Here is a 25,232-nt window from a genome sequence, read left to right as displayed (position 1 = left end):
ATCTTATAAATAGGTTAGTATTAAATTAGTCCATATTATTATATTACTTATGTGAAACAAAATTTATCTAATCAAATTAACCTACTTGAAGCAAAAACTCATTTTTCCGGTCGCACCTCCATTTTACAGATGTGGATATTAAAAGGCTATACGTTCAATAAGAGTTCCGATGACTTTATCATGAATATCCAATGACTTGGAAAAACAAATTGTTTTACGTGTCAGTCTTTTGCATCTTGTTCTAAGATTTAAGTTACCCCGTTCTATCCGTTGAGTATATTTTTTACTAACAATGTGTTTTTTGGGATCTAATAACCTAGCATAACTTCCCCATCCATCTGTAAAGTAAAAAGTAACCTTAAAATCCTCCAGTTTTTTTCAGTAATGATTCTGATGTGCTATCACATCTTGTACCAAAAGTATAAGCAACTACTTTTAACAAAATCTTATCCAAAGAATATCAAAGCCATCTTTGTTTGGATTTATTCTGTACATAAGGCCATTGTTCATCTATTTCAGGAGCAATAATTACTTCTATCGTATTGATAGAATGATTTATCTTTTTTAACGCTAGATTTTTTTAAAACACGGATAACCGTATTGATACCCACTTTTAATACTCTTACTGTATCCCTAACTCCAGAGCCATTGATTGACATATCTACTATCTGAGCCTTGACTCCAGGCTTAGAGGCATTATTAATATATTACAGTTAAAAATATCGATTACACTGCTTGCATTGATATCTCTGTTGTTTTGAAATTGAATATCCCGCCTTTACTACTTTTTCTGTGTCGTTACAATATCTACACTTAACATCTATTCTTGATCTACACTTAACATCTATTCTTGCCATAACTCCTTAACTATAATTCTCTCTTATTACTGTTTGAGGATTATAGACTATTCATGCTAAGCTGCAATACGGGGGGCGCGACCGGGTGAAGCATTAGCGCCTTATACTATTAAAGAGCTTAGAGATGAAGGCAGAAGATGGGGTAATCGCTCTTTTATATTAGACTGCTCCGTAGCTATTACATGGTGTTTTGAAGATGAAAAAACGAACCTTCGAAATTTGTATTAAATTATTGTATGAAGCATGGAGCTATAGTACCGTATCTTTGGAAACTTGAAATAACTAATATACTATTAGTATCAGAAAAACGCAATAGATTACATATAGCAGATACAGTTAAATTTATAGATTTATATAATTCTCTACCTCTTAACATATCAAATTTTAATTTTTCCATACATGAAATTACACAAACTGCAAGAAGCAACAATCTTACTATATATGATACAACTTATTTGCTAACTGCAATGCATGAAGGACTTTCTATAGCTACTAATGATAAAGCATTAGTCAAAGCATGTTATAATAACGGTGCTCCTCTATTAAAAGAAAATTTATCTTAAATTTTTCATAAAATACTGTGGGAAGATTTAGGCTCTGCGTACGAAAAATTTAATTATTTATATTTTTAGATATTTTTAAGCGAAAATTAATTAGATTTTTGAGGAGATAGTTTTGTTTTCTATTTCAAAAAAATCTTATAATTTGCAGCCAAAAAGCACAAAAATATATTAATTAAATTTTTCTTCACACAGCCTAAATCTTTTATTATACTTAAACACAAATTATATAAATAAAAGATTGTCATGGTTTTAAATATAAAAGCTCCTGAAAATATAGTATTAAAGCCGACCATTACAGTTTTCGGAGTCGGAGGCGCAGGTAGTAATGCAGTAAATAATATGATTAGTGCTAATCTACAAGGTGCTAATTTTGTAGTAGCTAATACCGATGCACAATCGCTTGAGCATTCTTTATGCACTAACAAAATACAACTCGGTGTTTCTACGACTAGAGGTCTTGGGGCAGGCGCTTCTCCTGAAGTCGGAGCCCTTGCTGCCCAAGAATCAGAAAGTGAGATACGTAGTTATCTAGAAAATAGCAATATGGTATTTATTACTGCCGGTATGGGCGGAGGTACTGGCACCGGTTCTTCTCCTGTTATTGCGCGCATTGCTAAGGAACTAGGAATTTTAACGGTCGGAGTAGTAACTAAACCTTTTCATTTTGAAGGCGGTCATCGTATGAAAACTGCTGATAAAGGACTTATTGAATTACAGCAATTCGTTGATACTTTAATTGTAATACCGAATCAGAATTTATTTCGTATTGCTAATGAACAAACGACGTTTGCCGATGCTTTCAAAATGGCAGATGACGTATTACATGCAGGCGTTAGAGGGGTAACGGATTTAATGATTATGCCAGGGCTTATTAATCTTGATTTTGCCGATATTAAAGCAGTAATGAGCGAAATGGGTAAAGCAATGATGGGTACGGGAGAAGCTAGTGGTGAAGATAGAGCCATTAAAGCAGCAGAATCTGCAATTTCAAATCCGCTGCTAGATCATAGCTCAATGTGCGGTGCAAGAGGGGTGTTAATTAATATTACAGGAGGTTCTGACATGACTTTATTTGAAGTTGACAACGCCGCTAATAGAATTAGAGAAGAAGTAGATAACCTTGATGCTAATATTATTTTCGGTTCAACATTTAACCCGGAACTAAAAGGAATTATCAGAGTATCGGTTGTTGCTACCGGTATTGATGCTGATAAAGTACCAACATATAAACCAACAGCTGAAACTACCATTACAGTTCCTGAAGAAGCTTATAATGAAGCTATAGCACAACCTACACAAATAGAAGAAATTCCTGATTTTAACAGCTACAGTACCGAAAATATTGAAATTACCGATTCTCCAATAAATCAGAATTTTACTGTAAATGAAGATGAATTAGGACTACATGTAAACAACTTCAACAAATCTGAAGGAGAAGCACAAAAACCCTCCTTCTTAGGAAAAATATGGGGTTCTCTACGTACTTCAAATAATCAAACTTTAGAACGCAAAAACGTTGTTGTTAGTACTCTAGATCAAGATGATAAAGAGTCTGATATTCATGACATACCTGCTTTTTTAAGAAAGAAACGGGATTAGATTAAAATATGAGTATAATTCTAGAATAACATAAAAAAGAATTATTAAAATAACTGAAGATTCTTCTGCGGATATTACGTTACTGATAGATTATTTAGAAGAGAAATTACGAAATAGAATTGAATCTTATGAACCTAAGCAATTAGAATATTTTAAATTTTTTATAATAAAAAGTTTTGCGGATGAGATTAATAATTCTAAAGGTGATAACAAGTATATCCAAGGGTTATTAGAAACACTACAAGAAATATGGGAGATTTATTCGAAGAAATACTTCAAAGTCAATATACATATAGTTTAGGTATTGGCAACACAACTTATTACACCGAATTAGATTTTACAGAATTAAAACAAAATAATATACTTAATACGGAATTTAGCGAAACCTCTCTTGATCTTAATTTAATAGAAACACTACCTAACTTTTCTAGTGAAAAACAAAAATATAAGGCTAAATCAGTCTTTACAGAATTAAAACAAAATAATTTAGCAAATATATATTTGGAAAAACAGCAATATAACTCTCAAACTATTCTTATTTCAAATATATAAAATAATTACATAAATTATAAACCTTAGAGAAAAGGTTACTATAGAGATATTAAATGATTTGTTATTATTAGATATTCATAATAAACATAATTTTTTAAGTATAGTGAAGAATTAGAAATATATTTTATATTACTGAATAATGAAAGGCTCGCTATGAAGGTTTTTAGTTTAAATAATCAGCCTATACATAAAAACGATAAATTTAAGAATGCTATATTATTTTTAAGTAAAAAAAATAAATGAGTATAGTGAAGTTGACTGTAGTGAGGGTTTTAGTGCTGATATAGCCGACGGTGAAATAAATTCTTCTTATATAACTCCTTTAGGCGAGATAATGGATTTTAATTAAAAAAAATAATCATATGTCAAATAAAATTATACTATTTCTTATATTATGTTTTTTAAATACTCATTTACTAGCTAATACCAATAATCCGTTAAAAGATATTACTCTCTACCCTATACCAGCAGATGACCAAAAGCGATATGTAATTCATTTACCTATAACGCCTAATGAAGAAAAATTGAAAGTAGAATTGCAAGCAACAAAGAATGCGATGAAAGATTGTAATCGTGTTTGGTTTGGCGGTAAGCTGGAAACAAAGACCTTAGAAGGACGGGGATATAATTATTATGTAATAGATCAAGTTAGCGATCACCCTGCTAGTACAATGATGGCATGCTTAAACGTAAAAGCAACGATGCAGCCGGTGAGTGTATTTTTAGGCGACGAAGCATTTTTAAGATATAATAGCAAACTACCTATCGTAATTTATGCCCCAAAAAATGTGGCATTACATTACATTATTTGGCATCAAGATGATGTAATCAATTTTGCAAAGGAGGAATAGCTTCTTAACAGCAATTTAAATACTTTCAGATATCATTCCCGCGAAAGCATTGTTGCGTGGACCGGTTTTTCAGTTATCATCTCGCGAGCCTATAGCAGGATCCAGTTAAAAATACTAACATTATTAGTATTTTCAGTTGTTTTTATGGATACCGTGGCCAAGCCACGGTATGACTACCTTAGTGCTTTTATATCTACGCAACAATGCCTCGCGGGAATGACATAGAAACCTTAGATCAACTATTTTTAAGCAATACAGCATGTTTCAGAAAGCTTCAGATAGGATGAATTTAAAGGTGAGGCCTGGCAGCGTAGAAAACTACGTGAGCACACAAGCAAGTCCTACAAAATTCGCTTGTATCAAGCTTTATGAATTATGCTATACCTAAATTATTCAAAATCTTCTTCTACAGCTTCAACTTCTTGCACTTCCGGTACAAAATGTTTAAGCATTGATTCAATACCGTTTTTTAAGGTAATAGTAGAGCTTGGACATCCATAGCAAGCACCGCGAAGAGCTAATTTAACTATGCCGTTTTCAAAGCCTTTGTATATTATATCACCGCCGTCTTGTGCAACCGATGGACGCACTCTAATTTCAATAATTTCGATAATTTGCTCCTCTATTTCTGAAAGCCCCTCAAGGTTATGATTTACACTATCTGCTTTAGAACTTTCTTCAAAGACAGGAAATCCTGAAACAAAATGATCCATAATCACCATTAAAATTTCAGGCTTTATAACTTGCCAATTACTTTCAGATTTTTTAGTAACGGTAATAAAATCACTACCGAGAAATACTGATTTCACATTATTAATATGAAATAATGATTCTGCGAGTTTGCTTTTTCCTTTTACTTCAGCAAACTCACTAAAAAATACCGGCTGATCACTACTTATTTCTTGTCCCGGAAAGAATTTTATTGCATCGGGATTGGGAGTATCTTCAGTTTGAATAAACATAATTAAATCACACTAATAAATTTGTTGATTATTATAAATCGACAATTTAAATTATACAAGACCTCTTATATATAATCCAAAGTAAAACGAAGAATTGGTATACGAAGATCAACTTGGGAAAGAGCAAGGAGGCTGTAAGCCGAGGAGCGGAGCGTATAATAATACGTGAGCATTCAAGGACTTACAAAGACGACGTAGCCAATTTTTCAAGTTCATCGAGTATATTTAGGTAAATATCTAATTAATATATAAGCCGGTATAAAGCAAAATCCCGAAACTACAAAAAAGTAATTCCACCCAAGATAAGTAGCTGCATAACCCGAAATACTACTAAGTAATATAGTACTAACATAAGTAATAGATGTAATCAAAGCAATCTGAGTTATGCAATATCTGCTACTACAACATTTTAGTTGATAAGAAAAAAACGGCGACATAGTTAAGCCTTTAGTAAATTCTTGAAAAAAGACCGCTATATAAAGACTTGTAATATCGCGATTATAAAAATAAAGAAGTACGAAAGATAGACTAGATAAAGCATGGTATATTAATGCTCTCCTAAGTAAAAAAGAATATTCATATTTTCGACATAAAAATCCGCCTATAAAACCGCCAAATATAGCGGCACACATACCAAAGGCTTTATAGCCAAGAGCTAAATCCTTTTTCGTATAGCCGATATCGAGATAAAACATATTTGGCATAATTGCAAGAAAATTATCTTGAAGACGATATAGAAGCATGAAACTAACAATTATTAACCATTTAGGCTTCTTAATAAAGTCATAAAAAGCATGCCAAAATCTATCAAAATTATTAGCAATCGCCTTATCTTTAAATTTAAGCGGATAGAATATGATTAGCAGTAATGATGGTATACATAAGATCGCCATCACGCGGTAAACCTCTTGCCAAGATATGATAGTAGATAAATATAACGATCCCGAACCGGATATAAGTATACCGATTCTAAAACCGGTAGTACAAGCCGCTTCGCTTATACCCCAATTTTTATTTGTAATCAGTAGCATTTGCGAAGACTGTAATAACATATCGTAAATGGAAGAAAAAAATGCCACAGCTACTAAGCATAAAGCAAATGGTATAAAATTAGTGTTAGGGTTAAAATTTGTTAGAACATACACACAAAAAATACAACTAGCTAAGGCAATAATTAAGCAATATTTATAACCTCTCTTACTTGAAGGAGAAAAACTTATTTTTTCAAGTAAAGGCCCCCATAAAAACTTAAATATATGTATAAAATTAACTAAACTGAAAAGCCCGATAGTGATTTTATCAAAACCGGATTCTCGAAGCCAAAAGGAAAGAGTTGAACCGGTAAGTAAATAAATTAAACCACCAGGAAAAGAAATTATTAATATAAATAAAATATTAAGTATAGATTGAAATTGTGAAAAATTAAAAAGCATGAATTTATCCTCCTTAAATATGCTCTAGGTCATACCATGGCTTGTACCTACATTGCCTGTGTGAATACTAATCCGTCATTGCGAGCGAACCTTGTTGCGTGGATCAATTCTCCTTTTGTCATCCAGCGACTTGATCGCAGGATCCAGTTTAAAATACTAAATTATTAGTATTTTAATTGTTTTTATAAGTCTTCCCAATTAAGTGTGTAAACTTTTTTTCAAAGGCCTAGATTATATCTTTAAATTTTATTAAAAAATGAGCCATAGCCGCATTCCAATTTGATATAGGCATGGACCATTTCTTGGTCATGTAATCAATTGCTAAATACAAGCTTTTAAAAACAGCATTATCATTTGAAAAACACGTTTATTTTTAGTGACTTTTCGGAGTTGACTATTAACGGATTCCACAGCATTAGTTGTGTAAATTATTTTTCGTATTTCTTCAGGGTATTCTAAGAAAATCATTAAATTATCCCAATGAACGTACCAAGATTTAGCAATTTGAGGATACTGTTTACTCCATTTAGATTCAAAAGCCTCTAAAGTGGAAGGTGCTTCTTTTTCTGTGCTAGCTGTATAAATAGGTTTTAAATCACCGGCTAGCTCTTTTCGGTCCTTGTATGATACATATCGTAAACTATTTCTAATTTGATGTACAGTACATAATTGATGCTCCGTCTTTGGAAAAACAGCACTTATAGCTTCAGACATACCAGTAGGGTTATCACTACATGCTATCAGTATGTCTTGCATACCTCTATTTCTCATCTCAGTAAAATTACCAAGCCAAAATTTATCTCCTTCATTCTCACTGGCCCACAATCCTAAAATATCTTTTCTTCCTTCTAAATCAATACCTAAGGCAACATATACCGGTTTATTTATAATCCGCTTATCTTGACGCACTTTTACTATTAAACAATCAAAAAATACTTAGCATATACTGGATCTAATGGACGGCTCTGCCATAGCTTAACATCCTCTATTATATCATCTGTGATTTGGCTAATTAAACTCTCGCTTACATCAGCTCCATATAACTCCTGAAGCTGTAATTTTATATCTAATAAACTCATCCCTTTAGCATACAAAGATAGTACCTTATCATCAAAACCATCAAGTCTTCTTTGACGCTTTGCTACTAATGATGGTTCAAAACTACTATTTCTATCTCTTGGCACTTCAATCTCAACAGCACCATTCTTTGTAATCAGATTTTTTGTGTTATAACCATTACGTGCATTTTGAGCATCACTTTGATTATACTTGCTATATTCTAAATGATTATTCATCTCAGACTGTAAAGCTTTCTCTACAAGACGCTTGGTTAGTTCTTTTAATAAACCATCTTCTTTAAATAAAGTTGATACATCTGTATCATTATTGATCAATAAATCTATCGCTTGATCCATTGCAGCATTTTGTTTCTGTGTCATTGTAATTTCTCTTTTTGTTATATTTTCTTTTATATAACCTTTGAGAATTTTACACACTTATTTGGACCATACGCGTCAAGTTAAGGAAAGGCAGTAAGCAATTTGCAAGAAATTTAGAAAAAAGCGCTACTTAAAAAAGGAGGTAAAGAGTATAGGTATTAGTACTGTAACGCTAAGGGACTTATACAATGAAAAATATAACAAAACTACCGAATAGAGTCAAAGAGTTTTTAACAGAAACAGCTATCAGAGTTGCAATTAGCAGCGGTTTTATCAAGGGGAGAAGAGGATTAACCGGCTGTTCGTTTGCACAAGCATTAGTATTGGGTAATTTGAGTGATGCTGATTGTAACATAGAAAGAATGTGTCAATTATTACATGAAGAATCAGTAATAATAAGTAAGCAAGGCCTAGATTTCAGATTTAGTAACTCTGCAGTGGATTTTATGAGGAGTATGTATGAGAAAATATCGGTTTATTTGCAAATAGTTTTAAGCTTGATTGCGGGATATTACAGAAATTTAATAACGTTAAGTTACTTGATAGCAGCAATATAAAATTGCCCGACAATATGGAAAGATTATATAAGGGGCATGGGTCAGGATTTAAGGATCATGAGCGTAGAGTAAAAGCTTCGATCAAGCTGCACATTATATAATTATTCAACACAAACAATAAGTAACATAGATATTCTTGCGGGGGCACGATCAGATCAAGGTTATAAAGATTATTTACAGGATATTAATCCTAATGATTTATTGATAGCAGATTTAGGGTATTTTGTTCCTAAGTCTTTTAGTTCCTTAAGTGCTAAAGGCGCTTATTTTATTAGTCGTTACAAGACTGATACTAATATATATGATAGAGCTAGAAATAAATTAGATTTACTTGAGTTATTAGAGAAAGTAACTTTTTGACAAGGTGATATTTTACTTAGCAAGGAATCATTACTACCGGTTAGGATCGTCTGCCATAAGCTTACAAAAGAACAATCTGATATCAGGAAAAGGAAGGCGAATACACTTGCAAAAGCACGTGGCTATAAGTCTTCTCAAAGAAATCAAAATTTACTTGATTGGTCAATATTTATTACTAATATTCCTGAGAGTCAAGTCAGTATCAAGCATATAGCAACGATATATAGAGCAAGATGGCAAATTGAGTTATTATTTAGGTTATATAAAAGTCATTTTAAATAGAATCTCTTAAAGGAAAAAGTGATTCATCTAGGGTATTATGTGAGCTTTATGCTAAGCTATGTGGCATTATAATTTTTCATGCTATATCTAACTGCCTTATATCAAAAATAAATCAGGAAGTTGGTCGCACCTCCATTTTACAGATGTGGATATTAAATGCTATACGTTCAATAAGAGTTCCGATGACTTTATCATGAATATCCAATGACTTGGAAAAACAAATTGTTTTACGTGTCAGTCTTTTGCATCTTGTTCTAAGATTTAAGTTACCCCGTTCTATCCGTTGAGTATATTTTTTACTAACAATGTGTTTTTTGGGATCTAATAACCTAGCATAACTTCCCTATCCATCTGTAAAGTAAAAAGTAACCTTAAAATCCTCCAGTTTTTTTCAGTAATGATTCTGATGTGCTATCACATCTTGTACCAAAAGTATAAGCAACTACTTTTAACAAAATCTTATCCAAAGAATATCAAAGCCATCTTTGTTTGGATTTATTCTGTACATAAGGCCATTGTTCATCTATTTCAGGAGCAATAATTACTTCTATCGTATTGATAGAATGATTTATCTTTTTTAACGCTAGATTTTTTTAAAACACGGATAACCGTATTGATACCCACTTTTAATACTCTTACTGTATCCCTAACTCCAGAGCCATTGATTGACATATCTACTATCTGAGTCTTGACTCCAGGCTTAGAGGCATTATTAATATATTACAGTTGAAAATATCGATTACACTGCTTGCATTGATATCTCTGTTGTTTTGAAATTGAATATCCCGCCTTTACTACTTTTTCTGTGTCGTTACAATATCTACACTTAACATCTATTCTTGATCTACACTTAACATCTATTCTTGCCATAACTCCTTAACTATAATTCTCTCTTATTACTGTTTGAGGATTATAGACTATTCATGCTAAGCTGCAATACGGGGGCACGGCCTAGGAAGTTAGCATGACTAAGGCTTTTCTAGAATTTAAAAGGCGAGTACCAGAACTAACTTTGACACTTAAAAAATCGATAAATAAGTTGAAAAACTTCTTTAAGAAATTTACGAATAGCTTGGGTAAATTTTTGTTTAAAAGATGAATATAGAGGAACAAAAAAAAATCTACTTATATTTTCTCTTAAACTTATAAACACCCCTTAACTTGACGCGTATGATTACCTGGACAGAGCCGTTTTTATGGATACCGTGGTCAAGCCACGGTATAACACTGAGCACCTTTTTATATTCACGCAACAATGCCCTGCGAGCGACTGAAATGAGCGTGGCAATCTCAAGATTTTGGCATGAGATTGCTTCGACAAAATTCTCAATTTTTCTTCGCAATGACGTAGATCTAAACTACGATGCTTTACGTTTTTTATTACCGTAATTACCGCCTTCAAAAATTCTTTTACGATTATTACCAGCAGGACTAAATCTTTTATTAGCACTATCAGTTCTTCTACCACCATTAAATGACCTTTTGCGATTATTTTTATTAGTGTTCTTAAATTCACTATGTGGTGTAGATTCACCCTTATTTATTAAACGATCAATAGCACGCCATCTAATAACATCATCAGGCGAGATAAACGATAATGCATGCCCCGTAGCACCTGCTCTACCTGTTCTACCTATTCTGTGTAAATAATCTTCAGGACGCATTGGTAAATCGTAATTAATAACATGCTGTGTATGAGGAATATCAAGCCCACGAGCCGCTAAATCCGTTGCTACCATTATTCTATGATTTGACTTACGGAAAGATGCAATTACTTTTTCACGTCGACACTGACTTAAATCACCGTGTATAGCTTCCGCTTTATGATGTTTATATTTTAACATTTTAGCTAACTGATCTGCAGAACGTTTAGTTTTTACAAAAATAATTACCGATCCTTTTCTGCTACTAAGCTGTTTATTTAATTCACTAAATTTTTCTTTATCGGAAACATGCATTGACTCCTGCTTTATTTCTACTGCTGCTTTATTAGCAGAACCGACCGTAATACGTACAGGATTATTTAGATATTTTTGAGAAAGAGCAATAATATGTTTTGGCATAGTAGCAGAAAACATTAAAACTTGTCTTTTTGCCGGTAAAAATTCGTTGATTTCTTCTAACTGTTCTTTCATCCCCATATCAAGCATTCTATCCATTTCATCAAGCACAGTTATACCTATGCCATCAATTTTTAAGCTACCTCGGTCCAAGTGATCGATTATACGCCCGGGAGTACCGATAATCACTTTTGGATTCTTTTTTAGTTGCATAAATTGCTTAGGCATCGGTTCACCGCCTATCAAAACTGCATTATTTATTTTAAAAGACTTAGTGACTTCGGTCAAAGCACTACATATTTGAGTTGCAAGCTCTCTTGTCGGAACAAGTACTAAAGCAGTAGTTTTATTTTCAATAAATGAATTAATTATAGGAAGCAAATAAGCAAGGGTTTTCCCCGAACCTGTTTGACTAGAAGCAAGTATATCTGAGCCTGACATAGCAACCGGAATCGACTGTTTTTGTATTTCAGTAGCCTTAGTTATATTCATTTTCTCAAGTGCGGTAATTAATTCTTCAGGTAAATTAAAGTTTTTCATTATATAATCCATATATAGTTTTAATCAAAATATGCACATTATTGATTGAACCTCTTACATACCCCATTTCTAAAGATAATTAAGACATCAACTCTGCCTTTTCATCCTCACGTACTTAACTATGTACGTTACGTAAGATAAGTTATGCAAGAGGTCTATTGTATAAAAATAAGTTATAGTAAATTAAAATAACGACTTATATAATTATCCTGAATCAAAAATATGCTTAATTTAGATTAGAAAACCCTAATTAAATATATAAAATGGTAATGAATAATAAAGCTATTCAGAATCTTATTCACGCTAGAATAATAACGTTTAAATTTAAGGTATTCTCATACCCTCTAGCAGAAATAATTTATTATACTTTAAATTATATTATATGGGTTATTATGAGATAAAAACAAAATATTTACTATTTTGATAAAGATGACTAGGCTATCCTAAATTATAAAAAATTTTGGATAGCTGTTGTTGGTATTATAAAATATATTTATTTGATTTTGATGTTAACAGCATAGGCTTTTCCTTGCTTTTCTTCAAGATCAAAAGTTACATTTTGTCCTTCCTCAAGACTATGTAAACCTGCTTGGTCTACGGCTGATTTGTGCACAAACACATCTTTGCCACCATCATTCTGTTCAATAAACCCAAAATTCTTCGTCGAATTATACCACTTAACTTTACCACTTATAGACATAAAAACCTTATATTAGATAGAAATTACTTATTTGAACCTAACTCCGCTTATAATAACTAAAACTTAAATTTAAGCCTACTTAATACAAGAGTCGATAAAAATTCATTATGCAAAACTACCCTATCTTGCGGCATTTGTCAATAAACATGTCAATAACATGCGAGAGAAAGTATTACTTTCTAAAACTAATCTATCATATTATTACTATTTTGTCACTATTTAAGTTAATTATCTAACAAATAATAGTAAAAATGAGCTTATTTTTAACTTTTTCATATTATGTAGTGCTATCTTGTATTATTTAGCCATATAGTAAATTGATTAGCATTTGGTGTTTCGTTACTTGTCGTCTCGCCTATTCCTATAGGTTCTACCCTCGCACTTGTCGCCAAATACCATTAAATTTACTAATATGGCACAGTTAATTTTCATATAAAAATATAAATAATTTAAATTTCCTGCGCAGAACCTAATAAAAGTACTTGCTTTTTTTCGTTTTTTTTATTAATCTGTCACCTTAGAATTAAATACAGTATGCAATATACTGCACACTGAATCTTGCCCGCGTGATGGAATGGTAGACATAACGGACTTAAAATCCGTGGAGCGTAAGCTCTTGCCGGTTCAAGTCCGGCCGCGGGTACCATTCGCCATTTTTAGACAAATTCACCAATGTATCAAAGGGCGAACGCAGCATAAAGTCAAGCTTTTCAGGTTTTAATATTAAGTTCCCAAATATTAAATGCACCGAATGCTTTTTTCGCTCACGCTGGAACTTTTAAATATCTTATAGGTGCTTGAGGCTGTTGATATCAAGGAAATTAGCATTTTTGTAAAGCTATCATCATCTTTATCACGCGTTTCAATTTCCTTTGTTATTTCTTTGCGTTTCCGCTTCAATTCTAATCTTTTTTCTTCGTGTTTCTCTTCGCTTATTTGTCTCTTGATATATAAATTTATTAATTGATGTGTCAACACTTTTCCGGACAGTTGTTTAAGCGCAATTTTGTATCTCTTCATATCTTACTGGTGATAAATAATCGTTAGCAGAATACATTCTGATACGGTTATAAAATACCTCTATATATTCAAATATGGCATATTTTGCTTCCTCCTTAGTTTTAAATTTATATTGATACATTAATTCTGTTTTTATAGTATGAAAGAAACTTTCAGCAACAGCATTATCCAAGCAATTTCCTTTACGACCCATACTCTGTTTGATACCATGTTGTTTTATAATTTTTAAATGACTATCAGAACAATATTGACTACCTCTATCAGTATGCCAAATAAGCCCTTTTGCTGGTTTACGTTGCCATATTGCCATTAATAAAGCATTATTAACCAAATCAGCTCTCATGTTATTACTCATAGACCATCCTATAATTTTTCTAGAAAGATAGATCAATAACAGTTGCTAAATATAGCCAGCCTTCACCAGTTGGCACATAGGTTATGTCTCCAACCCAATAACAATTAGCAGCATAAACTGTAAACTCTCTATTTAATAAATTAGGAGCAATTTGCTTATTATGATTAGAGTCAGTAATGGCTTTAAATTTACGTTTAGTTTTACATAGCAAATTAGCTTCTTTTATTGGTCGCGCCCCCGTATTGCAGCTTAGCATGAATAGTCTATAATCCTCAAACAGTGATAAGAGAGAATTATAGTTAAGGAGTTATGACAAGAATATATGTTAAGTGTAGATCAAGAATAGATGTTAAGTGTAGATATTGTAACGACACAGAAAAAGTAGTAAAGGCGGGATATTCAATTTCAAAACAACAGAGATATCAATGCAAGCAGTGTAATCGATATTTTCAACTGTAATATATTAATAATGCCTCTAAGCCTGGAGTCAAGGCTCAGATAGTAGATATGTCAATCAATGGCTCTGGAGTTAGGGATACAGTAAGAGTATTAAAAGTGGGTATCAATACGGTTATCCGTGTTTTAAAAAAATCTAGCGTTAAAAAAGATAAATCATTCTATCAATACGATAGAAGTAATTATTGCTCCTGAAATAGATGAACAATGGCCTTATGTACAGAATAAATCCAAACAAAGATGGCTTTGATATTCTTTGGATAAGATTTTGTTAAAAGTAGTTGCTTATACTTTTGGTACAAGATGTGATAGCACATCAGAATCATTACTGAAAAAAACTGGAGGATTTTAAGGTTACTTTTTACTTTACAGATGGATGGGGAAGTTATGCTAGGTTATTAGATCCCAAAAAACACATTGTTAGTAAAAAATATACTCAACGGATAGAACGGGGTAACTTAAATCTTAGAACAAGATGCAAAAGACTGACACGTAAAACAATTTGTTTTTCCAAGTCATTGGATATTCATGATAAAGTCATCGGAACTCTTATTGAACGTATAGCATTTAATACCCACATCTGTAAAATGGAGGTGCGACCAAAAATTGCTGCTTCATAAAACTCTTTATATTCTAAAAAAATCTTTCTTAAGAACGCTCCTCAATGCAGTGTGACGCACACGAATAGCAGGATCATTTAGTAGAATGCTTATTCTGTTTTTATAATTTTGATTATCAGGTAAATGAGCAGCGGCCCATTACCTAATTCTAGGGGCAAAATCAGCTATAGCTTTATCAATAAGAGTGTCATCATTAACAATCTCTTCGGTAAGCACTTTCCAACAAAAAGACATACTTCATGAAATGCTTTTTGTATTATTATCAGTAGTTCTCTTTTGTTTTTAGATTTATTAATATATTTAAAAATTTTACTTTGTACTTCTTTTAAGTTGATACGTCTGGTTTTTCCTAACCATTCAATTAAAGTATGATATTTAATTAAATCTATAACGGGAATATTAGGTAGAATTTTTGCTAATATTTTATTCGCTTTAACCCTAACTTCAGGGACCCAATCATTTAAACGAAGAAGAATATATGGTAATATTTCATGAGTAGGAAGTTTTTCAGGTAATTTAATGCTTCTTCGCGTATATAACCGCTGTAATTAAGAGAAGCTACTCCATATAAATGAGCCGCTTCTTCCGGTGCAAAATTTGTAAAACTCTGAAGTTTTTCTTTGCTCCATAAATTATCCGATTCGTAGCCATAATAATAAGAAAAACTAGCATATAGATTAGGCCATATTTTCATTATTTCCGGCTTAATAAGAAGTTTTCTAATCACCGATGCTGCTTTTCGTGAGATTTTATGATTATCAAAAAATATATGATGGATGATATATCTTACATCATAAGGAGTACCGAATTCAGCTATTTGATCTAATGCGTTAAGGTGATCCTTTGCCGTTATTTTTCTAAAAAATCTAATCTTCGTATTTAGCACTAGTAACTGCTTATATACTATTTTTGAATTCATAATCTAATTATTTTTTAAATGGTTTGATTGGTTTACAATAAATTTTTGCAGCGCCAACAGAGACTAATTCTTTTTTCGGATAACGAAGTGCGGTAAGTTTACCTCCAAATACACATCCTGTATCAATATTTATAGTATTATTAAAGCCACCGTGCTTCAGAAACAGGGGGGTATGACCATAAACAGTCAGCGTATTTCCTTAATATTCTTAGTCCCACGAGTAACGAAACAGTAAACCAAACTCATCGATTTCACCGGTGGTTGCACCATACATACAAAATTTACTTATTCGCTCAGAACTACGCCCTAGATCTTTTTCTTTAATGCCGGCATGTGCTACTGCTAATTTTCATCATCTAATATGTAATAGCTATCTAGTTTTCTAAAAATTTTAGATCAGATGCTTTAAATTATGCTTGCTCGTTTTCTAATTGCTCAAGTATTTCCTGAAGTCCATGAGCAATAACAACACTTCATCCCTGAAATTTTCGTTTTAGTTTATCATCATGGTTACCATTAACACAAAAAGCAATAGGTGGGGAAACACTATCCATTACTAAGCGTAATACCTCCGGTGAGTTTGGACCTCGATCTACTAAATCCTCTACGAAAATAATTCGTCTTCCTTGAGAATGAGTAATAATATATTTATTACTTTTTTAATTCTATGACCGAGCTTATCTAATAAGTTTTTTAACTCATCAGAACAACCATGTACATCACCAATAATATCAAACGGCCCTTTTTCATGTTCCTTATTTATCCGCATTAATTGATGTTCAACTTCTTTATTTTCTTATATTTTAATATATCTTTTAAGCAAAAATTAATAAGATTTTAGAAATTTATTTTTTAATAACTTTCTTGTCCTAGATAGAACCTCTGCCTAACACATGAAAAAATACGGGTCGCGCCTCCATTTTACAGATGTGGATATTAAATGCTATACGTTCAATAAGAGTTCCGATGACTTTATCATGAATATCCAATGACTTGGAAAAACAAATTGTTTTACGTGCCAGTCTTTTGCATCTTGTTCTAAGATTTAAGTTACCCCGTTCTATCCGTTGAGTATATTTTTTTACTAACAATGTGTTTTTTGGGATCTAATAACCTAGCATAACTTCCCTATCCATCTGTAAAGTAAAAAGTAACCTTAAAATCCTCCAGTTTTTTTCAGTAATGATTCTGATGTGCTATCACATCTTGTACCAAAAGTATAAGCAACTACTTTTAACAAAATCTTATCCAAAGAATACCAAAGCCATCTTTGTTTGGATTTATTCTGTACATAAGGCCATTGTTCATCTATTTCAGGAGCAATAATTACTTCTATCGTATTGATAGAATGATTTATCTTTTTTAACGCTAGATTTTTTTAAAACACGGATAACCGTATTGATACCCACTTTTAATACTCTTACTGTATCCCTAACTCCAGAGCCATTGATTGACATATCTACTATCTGAGTCTTGACTCCAGGCTTAGAGGCATTATTAATATATTACAGTTAAAAATATCGATTACACTGCTTGCATTGATATCTCTGTTGTTTTGAAATTGAATATCCCGCCTTTACTACTTTTTCTGTGTCGTTACAATATCTACACTTAACATCTATTCTTGATCTACACTTAACATCTATTCTTGCCATAACTCCTTAACTATAATTCTCTCTTATTACTGTTTGAGGATTATAGACTATTCATGCTAAGCTGCAATACGGGGGGGCGGCCCAAATACGTATTGACCCAAAACTCAATGCTATATCTGTCTCGATCATTAAATGGAGCTTTATATTAATTTACTTATAAGCTATCGATTCAATCAAAAAATTTACTCATGTTCTATTAGCGGCATAATAAAATATGTGGTAAATAAATTTCACTCTCGATTGATAAACAAGAAATATTATAATACTGTAACTTGCATTAATTTAATAATAGTCCCAATATGCTTTTTCAATCACTAAATTTATATTCCATCTTAGTTGCAGGTCTTACAGCTACGGTTATCGTTTTTATGCATCAATTATCTTATTATAAACAACAAATTATTAATAAGGATTTAAAGATAATACCGGCATATTTAGATAAGACGTTATTATACCAAATTCTTAATAATAATTGTGATAGATATTCTGCACTTTAAATGATTAAATCATATTTTAAACTGAAAAACGCAAGATCATTATTATATAGAGAGTTTGAGAATGATGAACAATTAAGTGGATTATTTATAGATTCTTTAAACTATTTTATTGATAGTTTTATATCAAGACCCGATAATTAGTTGCATTAAAAAAATATTTAGTATTGAAGATGAACATAACACTATCCATAAATTATATGTGTTTTTAGAGAAAGGTAAAATATCGGACAAAACACATCAGATGCTTATATGTGTTAAAGTGCCTCACATAATGACCATAGACGAAGAAGAAAGCTTAAATACTTTCATACACTTGGCTAAAATAATGTAGATTTCCTGAAAATAAAATCAAAAGCTCAAGAAAGAGGAATAACTAATTTCAAAACTGTTTATTAGAAAATTATTTTAAAAGCACTTGTCATTTCTATTAAATCACAACTAATGATTAAAAATCATTGACTTATTTTAAGTATCTTTATATCGTAATTTACTTAAATGATATTTAAACTCTATCATTAATTTTTAATAAACTTAAGAGATGGTAACGTATGAGAAATAAAGAAGAAGAGGGATTAAATATACTACCTAAGTTTATAATTGATGAAGAGGAAGAAAAACGATTAGAAGCTGAGAACTCTAAAAAAGAACTTAAGCTAATATTAATAACGTTTGTAATCATTTTAACTAGCTTTTTAACTTTTTGTTATTTCTTTTTTAACTATATAGAAGAAAAAGCAGCAGGATATAAATTACAGCAGGAACAAGAAGCAGGAGCAAAAAAAGTGGATAAAGCTAGTGATGAAAACTTATAGCCTTTTAGCAATTCTCAAATAATCTTGAGGGGTAAGATTTTCAGCACGATAATTATCATTGATTTTCAACTGGGTTAATACTTCATGTATATTAGGTACAAGATTTTTCAATGATGATTTGATCATTTTCCGCCGTCCTGCAAAAGCAAGTTTTGTTATTTGCTCAACTTTATTTATTAGGGCAATAGATAGCGGGGTTTCTAAAGGCGTTAGTTTAACTATCGCAGAATATACTTTAGGAGGTGGATAGAAAGCAGTCGGTGCTACGTCAAAGCATTTTTCCACTTTGGCTATTAGTTGACATATTACCGATAATCTACCATATGCTTTAGTTGAAGGAATAGCACAGATACGTTCTACTACTTCTTTTTGTAACATTAGCGTCATATTAGTAATTAGCTGCGCTTCTTTCAGCCATCTAGTTACTAATTCAGTACCTATATGATATGGTAAATTAGAGATTATAGTTACTTTATAATCAATTGATTTGGACTCGCTGATGATGTTGCTCGTCGCACTCCTATTAGTTATAGACTCTACCCTTGGCACCTTGTATCCGAATGAGGCTGAATTTACTATATCATAGCCTAAATCAGTTAAATTTATTTTAAGAGCATCCTTCTTTATAATATCTAAATTAGGGTAATATTCTTTAATCTCATTAAGTAATGGGATACATCTCTCATCTGTTTCTATAACAGTTAAGGATTCAGGATTTTTCTGCAATATTGACCTAGTTAACCCTCCTGTGCCCGGTCCTATTTCTAGCACCCTACTATTTTCCGCAAGGTTACTCGCACGTACAATTTTATCACATAAACTACTGTCAAAGATAAAATTCTGTCCGTGCTTTTTAAGAGGATTAATTTGATGTGAGGATGCATGTTTTGCAATTGAAGGGAGCATAGGGTATGTCAAAAAATAAAGTTTTCTTGTTGCGTGGTTCAAAAATAAAATTCACGCAACAACACCACAGCACGATAGTATATACTCAAATGATTCTAAGAATTGAATTTTGAGAGGTGAGAACCCGCAACCTATACTCTTAATAGGCGAGGATGCGAATCCTTGATAAAATGAAAGAGTAGTTCTTGGAAGCAGAAGGGTATACTAAGACGGCAACATTATTTTTATAGCTGCTTTCTTACGCATATTTTCAAATAGTTTTTGTGCTTTTTGCGAAATCTTTTTATTGGTTAGGAAGTTTACTACATAATTATTCTCATCTTCATTAACATTTAATATTTTCTTATTACACACTAATATTATTTCAAATTTGTTATTTACTTCAAAAACATTACTTGCTTTATCAGGCCCTAAATCCCTTACGATAGTTTGTTTTACATCTTCTATTTTACTAAGCTTATCAGTAATAATTTGCATAGTAGCAAAATTATCATAAAGCGATTTTTTGACGTCGGTACATTTTTTTAACCGATTTTTTAAATTATTCATCTGGGTAAACGCTTTATTGTCTTTATCTTTAGATGTAAATACTTGCATTGAAATTTCTACGTCTTTTTGATCGCTAGATAAAATTGCGACATCTATTTCTTTATTACTTACTTGCACCGACCTTGACAAGCTTGACAAAATATTCATTTTAATCAACTCGGATTTAATTTGAGAAATAAAACTATTAGGATTAACCGATTTGCTTTTTAGATATTGAAGAAGAGAACCGTGAGGCATTTTATTACGATCTTCAATAGACTTGATCGCGTTATCTATTTCTTCTTGCGGAGTTTCTCTATCTCCGGCATATTGAAAAAGCAAAGATTCATCAATTAAGCTCTTGATTGCTAAGTCGCTTAGCTTCTTATCTTGAGCAGGCGTTAGACTCTCAACATTGTTTAGTGCCATAATCATTTTTTTTCTAGCACGAAACTCATTAAGAGTAATAGGTTCATCATTTACGGATGCTACTATATTCGGTAGCGAAGCTTGTGCTACATTAAAAGTGAAAACGACACTAATTATAAGTAGTAATTTATTCATATTTCAAGACTCACATAACTTAATAATTGGAATAGTTTTTTTCGGACAGCAAACAGTCATTGCGAGGAAATTACGAAGTAATTGACGAAGCAATCCAGTTAAAAATGCTAAGTAGCATTTTTTATTATTTTTTCTGGATTGCCACGTCGCTTCGCTCCTCGCAATGACGGTTTGGGTTTCCACGCAGCCTACGGCTGCTTGCAATGACGATTAAGTATCCACACAAACACAATGCTAAACTTACATGTTTAATACTTTTAAACCGATAGAAATAGTCGGTGAAGAAGTAGTTTTTTTAATTCCTCTACTTCCGTCGGCTAGATAATCGGAATAAATCTTTGTAGTAATTCTAACACAATCTTTAGCATATGTCACTCTAATAGTTCGAGTAAGCAAATTTGGAGATCGTCTAGAGAGATCAATACGTGCGCCAAAGCCTATAGTCCAATTTTCCGCTATCTGATAATTTATGTCTCCGTAAAATTGCCGCACTCTATTATTTGAAATCTTTATACTTTCCACGGAGTAATATTTTTTAAGATTTGTAAGTTGAATGAAACTACCTAAAAGGTTAATTTTATCATAGTTAAAATTCCCTCCTACCTCATCTCTGATAGGTCTGAAATATTTATCTTTCCGAAAACTATAAAATAATTCTAAATTATTAGAAATATTACCCAAGATTTGACCAACATTTTCCTTATCATCAGCCGGCAATTCTATACTATATCTTGTATTACGAGATTGTCCTAAAAATAATTTTAAATAATTCTCTTCTTTAGCAATACTAGTATTCAGGCCGTAACTTAATCTATTACTAAAATCATGGCAATCAATACCACTATAACGATTGGATAAAAAGATATTTTTTTCGGATAATTCATACTTAGCAGGATCAATCATAACAAATTTTTTATCTTTCTTAGATAATTTACGTCCCATAGTAAAAGAAACTACCGGCTCAATAAGTAGATTTATCGTTTTTGTTATATTACCTACTAATGGGTAACGCCATAAAGTTTGTAATTCCGGTATATTCCTTTGAAATGATTTACTTTCTCTTGGCTTATCTAAATAAGCTCGTCTAGCAAAATAAAAATCACCTCTATCTTTTGCTACAAAATCGAAAATTTGCCCTGAAGAAGTCAGCGCATTGTACATAAATGATAATTGCAAAGAGGTTCTAGCGAGTTGTTTTCCTATTCTTTCTTTGTACATTAACGTATTATTTTCAACAATGATATTACTGTTGTCGTTATCATTTAAATTTATCACGTTTTTTGTATTGATTTTCGGTAATACTAGCGGATCAATATACTTACTATCATTACTACCTAAGCCTTGAAAACTTAATCCTTCAGCTGAAAAATAATTTGCATCATAAATTTTATTTGCAAATATTCTAGAAGTTAAATATGAAGCATAATTATTATAATAATTTTTCAAATGAGCTTTATCCGATGTACGCTCTACCCTAAAACCATAGTCATAAACTTTATCGGTACTAACAAAATTACCGCTTGCTGTATAATGATAAGAAGAAACTTTGTTATTTTTTACCACTACTCCATCTTTTTTTAGAAAATATGGCAATTTACCGTAACTACCTTGAAAATTTAAATGATCCGTTTCATTAGGACGGTAGCGCCCCTCTAATTCAAAAGTTTGATATTTACTAAAAATTCTTGGGGTGAGAGTAAAATCCATATTGGGCTTTGCGCGTAGATATAACGGTATACCGAATCCTTTGTTTTTTACGTTGGGTACTAATAGCCCTGAAGTTGCAGGAGCCGTAGGAGTAGGGTGGAAAAAATATGGTAAGAAGAAAATCGGTACGCCGTATACTTCAAAAAACACGCTCTTATAAACTATTCTATGCTCTTCTGAATGAATGTAAGTATCCTTGGCAACAATTTGCCAAATAGGGTTTTGATTACAAGTAACATCGCAAGGAGTAAATTCCGCATTATGTAGTTTAAGATTATTTTTATCTATTCTTTCAGCAAGCCTTGCAATTAAAAGATTACTATCACCAGAAAGTAAAATGAATTCCGATATGACACCTTTTTTAAATTCATCTTTTAAAACTGCTTTGTCACCCTCTATTATTCTGTTTTGTTTATCCTTAATTCGTATATTACCTTCTGCCCATAAAATATCATTTTTTATATCATAAAGTAAATTATCTGCCGTTAATGAATACTCATCCGTGATAATTTTTATATTACCTTTAGCATATATCAAATCCTGACTTTCATTATACTCTACGAAGTCGGCTATTATATTGCTTATCTTGATATTTTGACCATTCTTAGAAAGATCGGCAAAACTTACCAAAGAAAATGTTATTATAATAAGCAAGCATATTATTCGCAGTAGCATTTATATTAATAAATATATTTAATAGTACAGCGTCATTCAGGAAGCTTCAGACAGGATGAATTTGAGAGTAAGCCTGCACAGCGTATATTAATACGTAAGCGCAGGCTTAATTCAAAAAATTCTCCTGTATCAGGTTTCCTGAATGACGCTGTGAAAAATAATAGCAAGCTATTAGTAATATATCAAATAATAAAAAATTTTGCTTGCTCTTTTGTAGTGCAAGGTTATTCTATTGGAATGATAACCGTCATTAGCTGATGTCATTCCTTCGTGGATACCTATGTCATTCCCGCGTAGGCGGGGATCCAGTACTTAAAAGTTTTATTTGAAAAGCTCGATTTATCTCGCTTTACCTAGATTCCCGGCCTATACGCGGGAATGACATAGGAATAGGGATAACATCGTTCCTTAAACTAAATGTTACAATGCTAGATAATTTCATTACCTCTCAGGCAACCAACGAATTTTCCGTCAGTGAGATTTCTAATAAAATTAAAGAGTTATTAGAAAATAACTTCGGCTATATCAAAGTAAAAGGAGAGATTTCCGGCTTGAAAATAGCAAGTTCAGGGCATGCTTATTTTAACTTAAAAGAAAATACTGCTATTTTAGCTTGTACTTGCTGGCGTCCTATTCTAGCTAAAATTAAATTTCCGTTAAATGACGGAATGGAAGTGGTAATTAGCGGTAAGCTCTCAAGTTATGCAGGTAATTCACGCTATCAATTATCGGTAGATAATTTGCAACCCGCAGGGCTTGGTGCTATGCTGCAAATTCTAAATGAGCGTAAAGCGAGGCTCGAAAAAGAGGGATTGTTTAATAAAAAGTGTATTCCTATACCTTTTTTACCTGATAAAATAGGTGTTATCACCTCAATAACTGGCGCTGTTATTAAAGATATTATTCACCGAATCCGTGAACGCTTCCCGACTCGTATAATAATATGGCCCGTTAGCGTACAAGGAGAAAATTCCGGTAATGAAATTGCCGAAGCAATTGAAGGGTTCAATAATTTAGAAGAGGCAAGTAAACCGAGTGTTATAATTGTCGCAAGAGGCGGCGGTTCTATAGAAGATCTTTGGTCATTTAACGATGAGATATTAGTGCGTGCCACTTATAACTCAAAAATTCCTATTATTTCCGCAGTAGGTCATGAAGTGGATTATACTTTAATAGATTTAGCAGCCGATAAAAGAGCTCCAACTCCCACTGCTGCCGCAGAATTTGCCGTGCCGGTACGATCTATTTTAAATAATACCCTACAATCTTATGAAAAAGTATTATTAAATAATACTAGCCGATTAATTAAGTATCACGAGCAAAATATAGTAAATTATGATAGAATACGCAGATATCTTGCTTACTATATAAATAATAAGCATCAATTACTGGACGAAACCGGCTTTAATTTACTAGATGCTTTACCCTCTTTTATTAAACTACAAGAAACAAAGCTTAAATCTTTCTCTAAAGAAAAAGTTAACCCTGCTAAAATAATCAATTACAAAATATTAGAATTAACACATCAAACAGCTTATCTATCAAAATCGGCAAATAATACTTTGAAAAACTTTGAGTATAAATTAGAATTAAATAGCACGTTACTTGCAAGCCTTGATTATCATAACGTATTAAAACGAGGTTTTGCTATAGTTAAAGGAGAAGCAGATAATTTTTTATCTTCTAAAATTACTGCTGCGAATGAAAAAGTTTTTAATATTAAATTTTCTGACGGCGAAATTAAAGTAGTTCGTAATTAGAGG

General features: G+C 32.0%; 23 protein-coding genes, 1 tRNA gene and 7 pseudogenes. 12 read left to right on the top strand and 19 right to left on the bottom strand.

Annotated elements, in window-relative coordinates; translation table 11 throughout:
- Positions 1–51: 51 nt before the first annotated feature.
- A complete protein-coding gene (locus AAGD46_RS02100; RefSeq protein WP_341787573.1) occupies positions 52–195 on the top strand; it encodes a hypothetical protein in 144 nt (47 codons plus the stop codon).
- On the opposite strand, the pseudogene AAGD46_RS02095 reads toward AAGD46_RS02100, so the two are convergent.
- Positions 139–857 (bottom strand): annotated as a pseudogene (locus AAGD46_RS02095) (IS1 family transposase). The gene AAGD46_RS02100 and the pseudogene AAGD46_RS02095 overlap by 57 nt on opposite strands.
- Before the next feature lie 236 nt (positions 858–1,093).
- On the opposite strand from AAGD46_RS02095, the gene AAGD46_RS02090 reads away from it, so the two are divergent.
- From AAGD46_RS02090 to eco, 4 genes are all read left to right on the top strand, one after another.
- Positions 1,094–1,420 carry a type II toxin-antitoxin system VapC family toxin gene (locus AAGD46_RS02090; RefSeq protein ID WP_341787572.1) on the top strand — a complete coding sequence of 109 codons (327 nt, stop codon included), beginning with the start codon at positions 1,094–1,096 and terminating at the stop codon, positions 1,418–1,420.
- A gap of 243 nt (positions 1,421–1,663) precedes the next feature.
- Positions 1,664–3,019, top strand: coding sequence for a cell division protein FtsZ (gene ftsZ / locus AAGD46_RS02085; protein ID WP_341787571.1), 1,356 nt, complete (start codon positions 1,664–1,666; stop codon positions 3,017–3,019).
- 249 nt (positions 3,020–3,268) lie between these two features.
- A complete protein-coding gene (locus AAGD46_RS02080) occupies positions 3,269–3,571 on the top strand; it encodes a hypothetical protein (protein WP_341787570.1) in 303 nt (100 codons plus the stop codon).
- A gap of 362 nt (positions 3,572–3,933) precedes the next feature.
- Entirely contained in the window at positions 3,934–4,422 is a 489-nt protein-coding gene (gene eco / locus AAGD46_RS02075) for a serine protease inhibitor ecotin (protein WP_341787569.1), read from the top strand.
- A gap of 389 nt (positions 4,423–4,811) precedes the next feature.
- Here eco and AAGD46_RS02070 read toward each other — a convergent pair whose 3' ends face one another.
- The 3 genes and pseudogenes from AAGD46_RS02070 to AAGD46_RS02055 all read right to left on the bottom strand — a co-directional run bounded on the left by AAGD46_RS02070 (position 4,812) and on the right by AAGD46_RS02055 (position 8,256).
- Positions 4,812–5,384: a NifU family protein gene (locus tag AAGD46_RS02070; protein WP_341787568.1), complete on the bottom strand. Its 573-nt coding sequence runs from the start codon at positions 5,382–5,384 to the stop codon at positions 4,812–4,814.
- A gap of 212 nt (positions 5,385–5,596) precedes the next feature.
- On the bottom strand, positions 5,597–6,817 hold the full coding sequence (locus AAGD46_RS02060) for an MFS transporter (protein WP_341787566.1): 1,221 nt from the start codon (positions 6,815–6,817) through the stop codon (positions 5,597–5,599).
- A gap of 226 nt (positions 6,818–7,043) precedes the next feature.
- Positions 7,044–8,256, bottom strand: a pseudogene (locus AAGD46_RS02055) (IS256 family transposase).
- 188 nt (positions 8,257–8,444) lie between these two features.
- Between AAGD46_RS02055 and AAGD46_RS02050 the strand changes: the two are divergent.
- Both AAGD46_RS02050 and AAGD46_RS08690 read left to right on the top strand, forming a co-directional pair.
- Positions 8,445–8,813 (top strand): hypothetical protein, encoded by a 369-nt coding sequence (locus AAGD46_RS02050; protein ID WP_341786757.1) that lies wholly within the window; start codon positions 8,445–8,447, stop codon positions 8,811–8,813.
- A gap of 117 nt (positions 8,814–8,930) precedes the next feature.
- Positions 8,931–9,455 (top strand): annotated as a pseudogene (locus AAGD46_RS08690) (IS4 family transposase).
- A gap of 112 nt (positions 9,456–9,567) precedes the next feature.
- Here AAGD46_RS08690 and AAGD46_RS02045 read toward each other — a convergent pair.
- The 3 genes and pseudogenes from AAGD46_RS02045 to AAGD46_RS02035 all read right to left on the bottom strand — a co-directional run bounded on the left by AAGD46_RS02045 (position 9,568) and on the right by AAGD46_RS02035 (position 12,755).
- Positions 9,568–10,325: pseudogene (locus tag AAGD46_RS02045) on the bottom strand (IS1 family transposase).
- Between the two features lie 488 nt (positions 10,326–10,813).
- Positions 10,814–12,055: a DEAD/DEAH box helicase gene (locus AAGD46_RS02040; RefSeq protein WP_341787565.1), complete on the bottom strand. Its 1,242-nt coding sequence runs from the start codon at positions 12,053–12,055 to the stop codon at positions 10,814–10,816.
- A 493-nt stretch (positions 12,056–12,548) separates the two neighbouring features.
- Positions 12,549–12,755, bottom strand: coding sequence for a cold-shock protein (locus AAGD46_RS02035; RefSeq protein ID WP_341787564.1), 207 nt, complete (start codon positions 12,753–12,755; stop codon positions 12,549–12,551).
- Positions 12,756–13,315: 560 nt separating this feature from the next.
- Here AAGD46_RS02035 and AAGD46_RS02030 point away from each other — a divergent pair.
- Positions 13,316–13,401 (top strand) — tRNA-Leu (locus AAGD46_RS02030).
- Between the two features lie 92 nt (positions 13,402–13,493).
- Here AAGD46_RS02030 and AAGD46_RS02025 read toward each other — a convergent pair.
- Genes AAGD46_RS02025 through AAGD46_RS02015 form a run of 3 tightly spaced genes read right to left on the bottom strand, consistent with a single transcriptional unit; the run spans position 13,494 to position 14,386 of the window.
- Positions 13,494–13,775, bottom strand: a complete 282-nt coding sequence (locus AAGD46_RS02025) for a hypothetical protein (RefSeq protein WP_341787563.1) — start codon at positions 13,773–13,775, stop codon at positions 13,494–13,496.
- Positions 13,750–14,130: an IS3 family transposase gene (locus AAGD46_RS02020; RefSeq protein ID WP_341787562.1), complete on the bottom strand. Its 381-nt coding sequence runs from the start codon at positions 14,128–14,130 to the stop codon at positions 13,750–13,752. Before AAGD46_RS02020 ends, AAGD46_RS02025 begins: the two co-directional genes overlap by 26 nt.
- Positions 14,131–14,149: 19 nt before the next feature.
- Positions 14,150–14,386 carry a hypothetical protein gene (locus AAGD46_RS02015; protein WP_341787561.1) on the bottom strand — a complete coding sequence of 79 codons (237 nt, stop codon included), beginning with the start codon at positions 14,384–14,386 and terminating at the stop codon, positions 14,150–14,152.
- Positions 14,387–14,439: 53 nt separating this feature from the next.
- Between AAGD46_RS02015 and AAGD46_RS02010 the strand changes: the two are divergent.
- Positions 14,440–15,206, top strand: a pseudogene (locus tag AAGD46_RS02010) (IS1 family transposase).
- 460 nt (positions 15,207–15,666) lie between these two features.
- Here AAGD46_RS02010 and AAGD46_RS02005 read toward each other — a convergent pair.
- From AAGD46_RS02005 to AAGD46_RS08670, 6 genes and pseudogenes are all read right to left on the bottom strand, one after another.
- Positions 15,667–16,125, bottom strand: a complete 459-nt coding sequence (locus AAGD46_RS02005; RefSeq protein ID WP_341787560.1) for a hypothetical protein — start codon at positions 16,123–16,125, stop codon at positions 15,667–15,669.
- A gap of 473 nt (positions 16,126–16,598) precedes the next feature.
- Positions 16,599–16,739, bottom strand: coding sequence for a metallophosphoesterase (locus AAGD46_RS08685; RefSeq protein ID WP_410525962.1), 141 nt, complete (start codon positions 16,737–16,739; stop codon positions 16,599–16,601).
- Positions 16,730–16,894 carry a hypothetical protein gene (locus tag AAGD46_RS02000; RefSeq protein WP_341787559.1) on the bottom strand — a complete coding sequence of 55 codons (165 nt, stop codon included), beginning with the start codon at positions 16,892–16,894 and terminating at the stop codon, positions 16,730–16,732. Before AAGD46_RS02000 ends, AAGD46_RS08685 begins: the two co-directional genes overlap by 10 nt.
- 229 nt (positions 16,895–17,123) lie before the next feature.
- A pseudogene (locus tag AAGD46_RS08680) lies at positions 17,124–17,216 on the bottom strand (IS1 family transposase); the annotation flags it as partial.
- A 65-nt stretch (positions 17,217–17,281) separates the two neighbouring features.
- Positions 17,282–17,437 (bottom strand): IS1 family transposase, encoded by a 156-nt coding sequence (locus AAGD46_RS08675; RefSeq protein ID WP_410525961.1) that lies wholly within the window; start codon positions 17,435–17,437, stop codon positions 17,282–17,284.
- Position 17,438: 1 nt separating this feature from the next.
- Positions 17,439–17,582, bottom strand: a complete 144-nt coding sequence (locus AAGD46_RS08670; protein WP_341786690.1) for an IS1-like element transposase — start codon at positions 17,580–17,582, stop codon at positions 17,439–17,441.
- Positions 17,583–18,079: 497 nt separating this feature from the next.
- Here AAGD46_RS08670 and AAGD46_RS01990 point away from each other — a divergent pair.
- Together AAGD46_RS01990 and AAGD46_RS01985 are read left to right on the top strand one after the other, a co-directional pair.
- A pseudogene (locus tag AAGD46_RS01990) lies at positions 18,080–18,608 on the top strand (hypothetical protein).
- Positions 18,609–18,825: 217 nt separating this feature from the next.
- Positions 18,826–19,089, top strand: coding sequence for a hypothetical protein (locus AAGD46_RS01985; protein WP_341787558.1), 264 nt, complete (start codon positions 18,826–18,828; stop codon positions 19,087–19,089).
- Here the strand turns inward: AAGD46_RS01985 and rsmA are convergent.
- The 3 genes from rsmA to AAGD46_RS01970 form a co-directional block, all read right to left on the bottom strand.
- Positions 19,084–19,995, bottom strand: coding sequence for a 16S rRNA (adenine(1518)-N(6)/adenine(1519)-N(6))-dimethyltransferase RsmA (rsmA, locus tag AAGD46_RS01980; protein ID WP_341787557.1), 912 nt, complete (start codon positions 19,993–19,995; stop codon positions 19,084–19,086). The two genes, AAGD46_RS01985 and rsmA, sit on opposite strands and share 6 nt — an antisense overlap.
- Before the next feature lie 204 nt (positions 19,996–20,199).
- Complete coding sequence (locus tag AAGD46_RS01975) at positions 20,200–21,087, bottom strand: SurA N-terminal domain-containing protein (RefSeq protein ID WP_341787556.1); 888 nt, start codon at positions 21,085–21,087, stop codon at positions 20,200–20,202.
- A 240-nt stretch (positions 21,088–21,327) separates the two neighbouring features.
- Entirely contained in the window at positions 21,328–23,469 is a 2,142-nt protein-coding gene (locus AAGD46_RS01970; RefSeq protein WP_341787555.1) for an LPS-assembly protein LptD, read from the bottom strand.
- Between the two features lie 425 nt (positions 23,470–23,894).
- On the opposite strand from AAGD46_RS01970, the gene xseA reads away from it, so the two are divergent.
- Positions 23,895–25,229, top strand: a complete 1,335-nt coding sequence (gene xseA / locus AAGD46_RS01960) for an exodeoxyribonuclease VII large subunit (RefSeq protein WP_341787554.1) — start codon at positions 23,895–23,897, stop codon at positions 25,227–25,229.
- The last annotated feature ends 3 nt before the right edge of the window (positions 25,230–25,232 follow it).

Origin of the sequence: Rickettsia endosymbiont of Cantharis rufa, assembly GCF_964026445.1 — a bacterium.
GTDB lineage: Bacteria > Pseudomonadota > Alphaproteobacteria > Rickettsiales > Rickettsiaceae > Rickettsia.
Note: the sequence above shows the minus strand (reverse complement) of the source record. Positions and strands in the feature narration are given on the sequence as shown.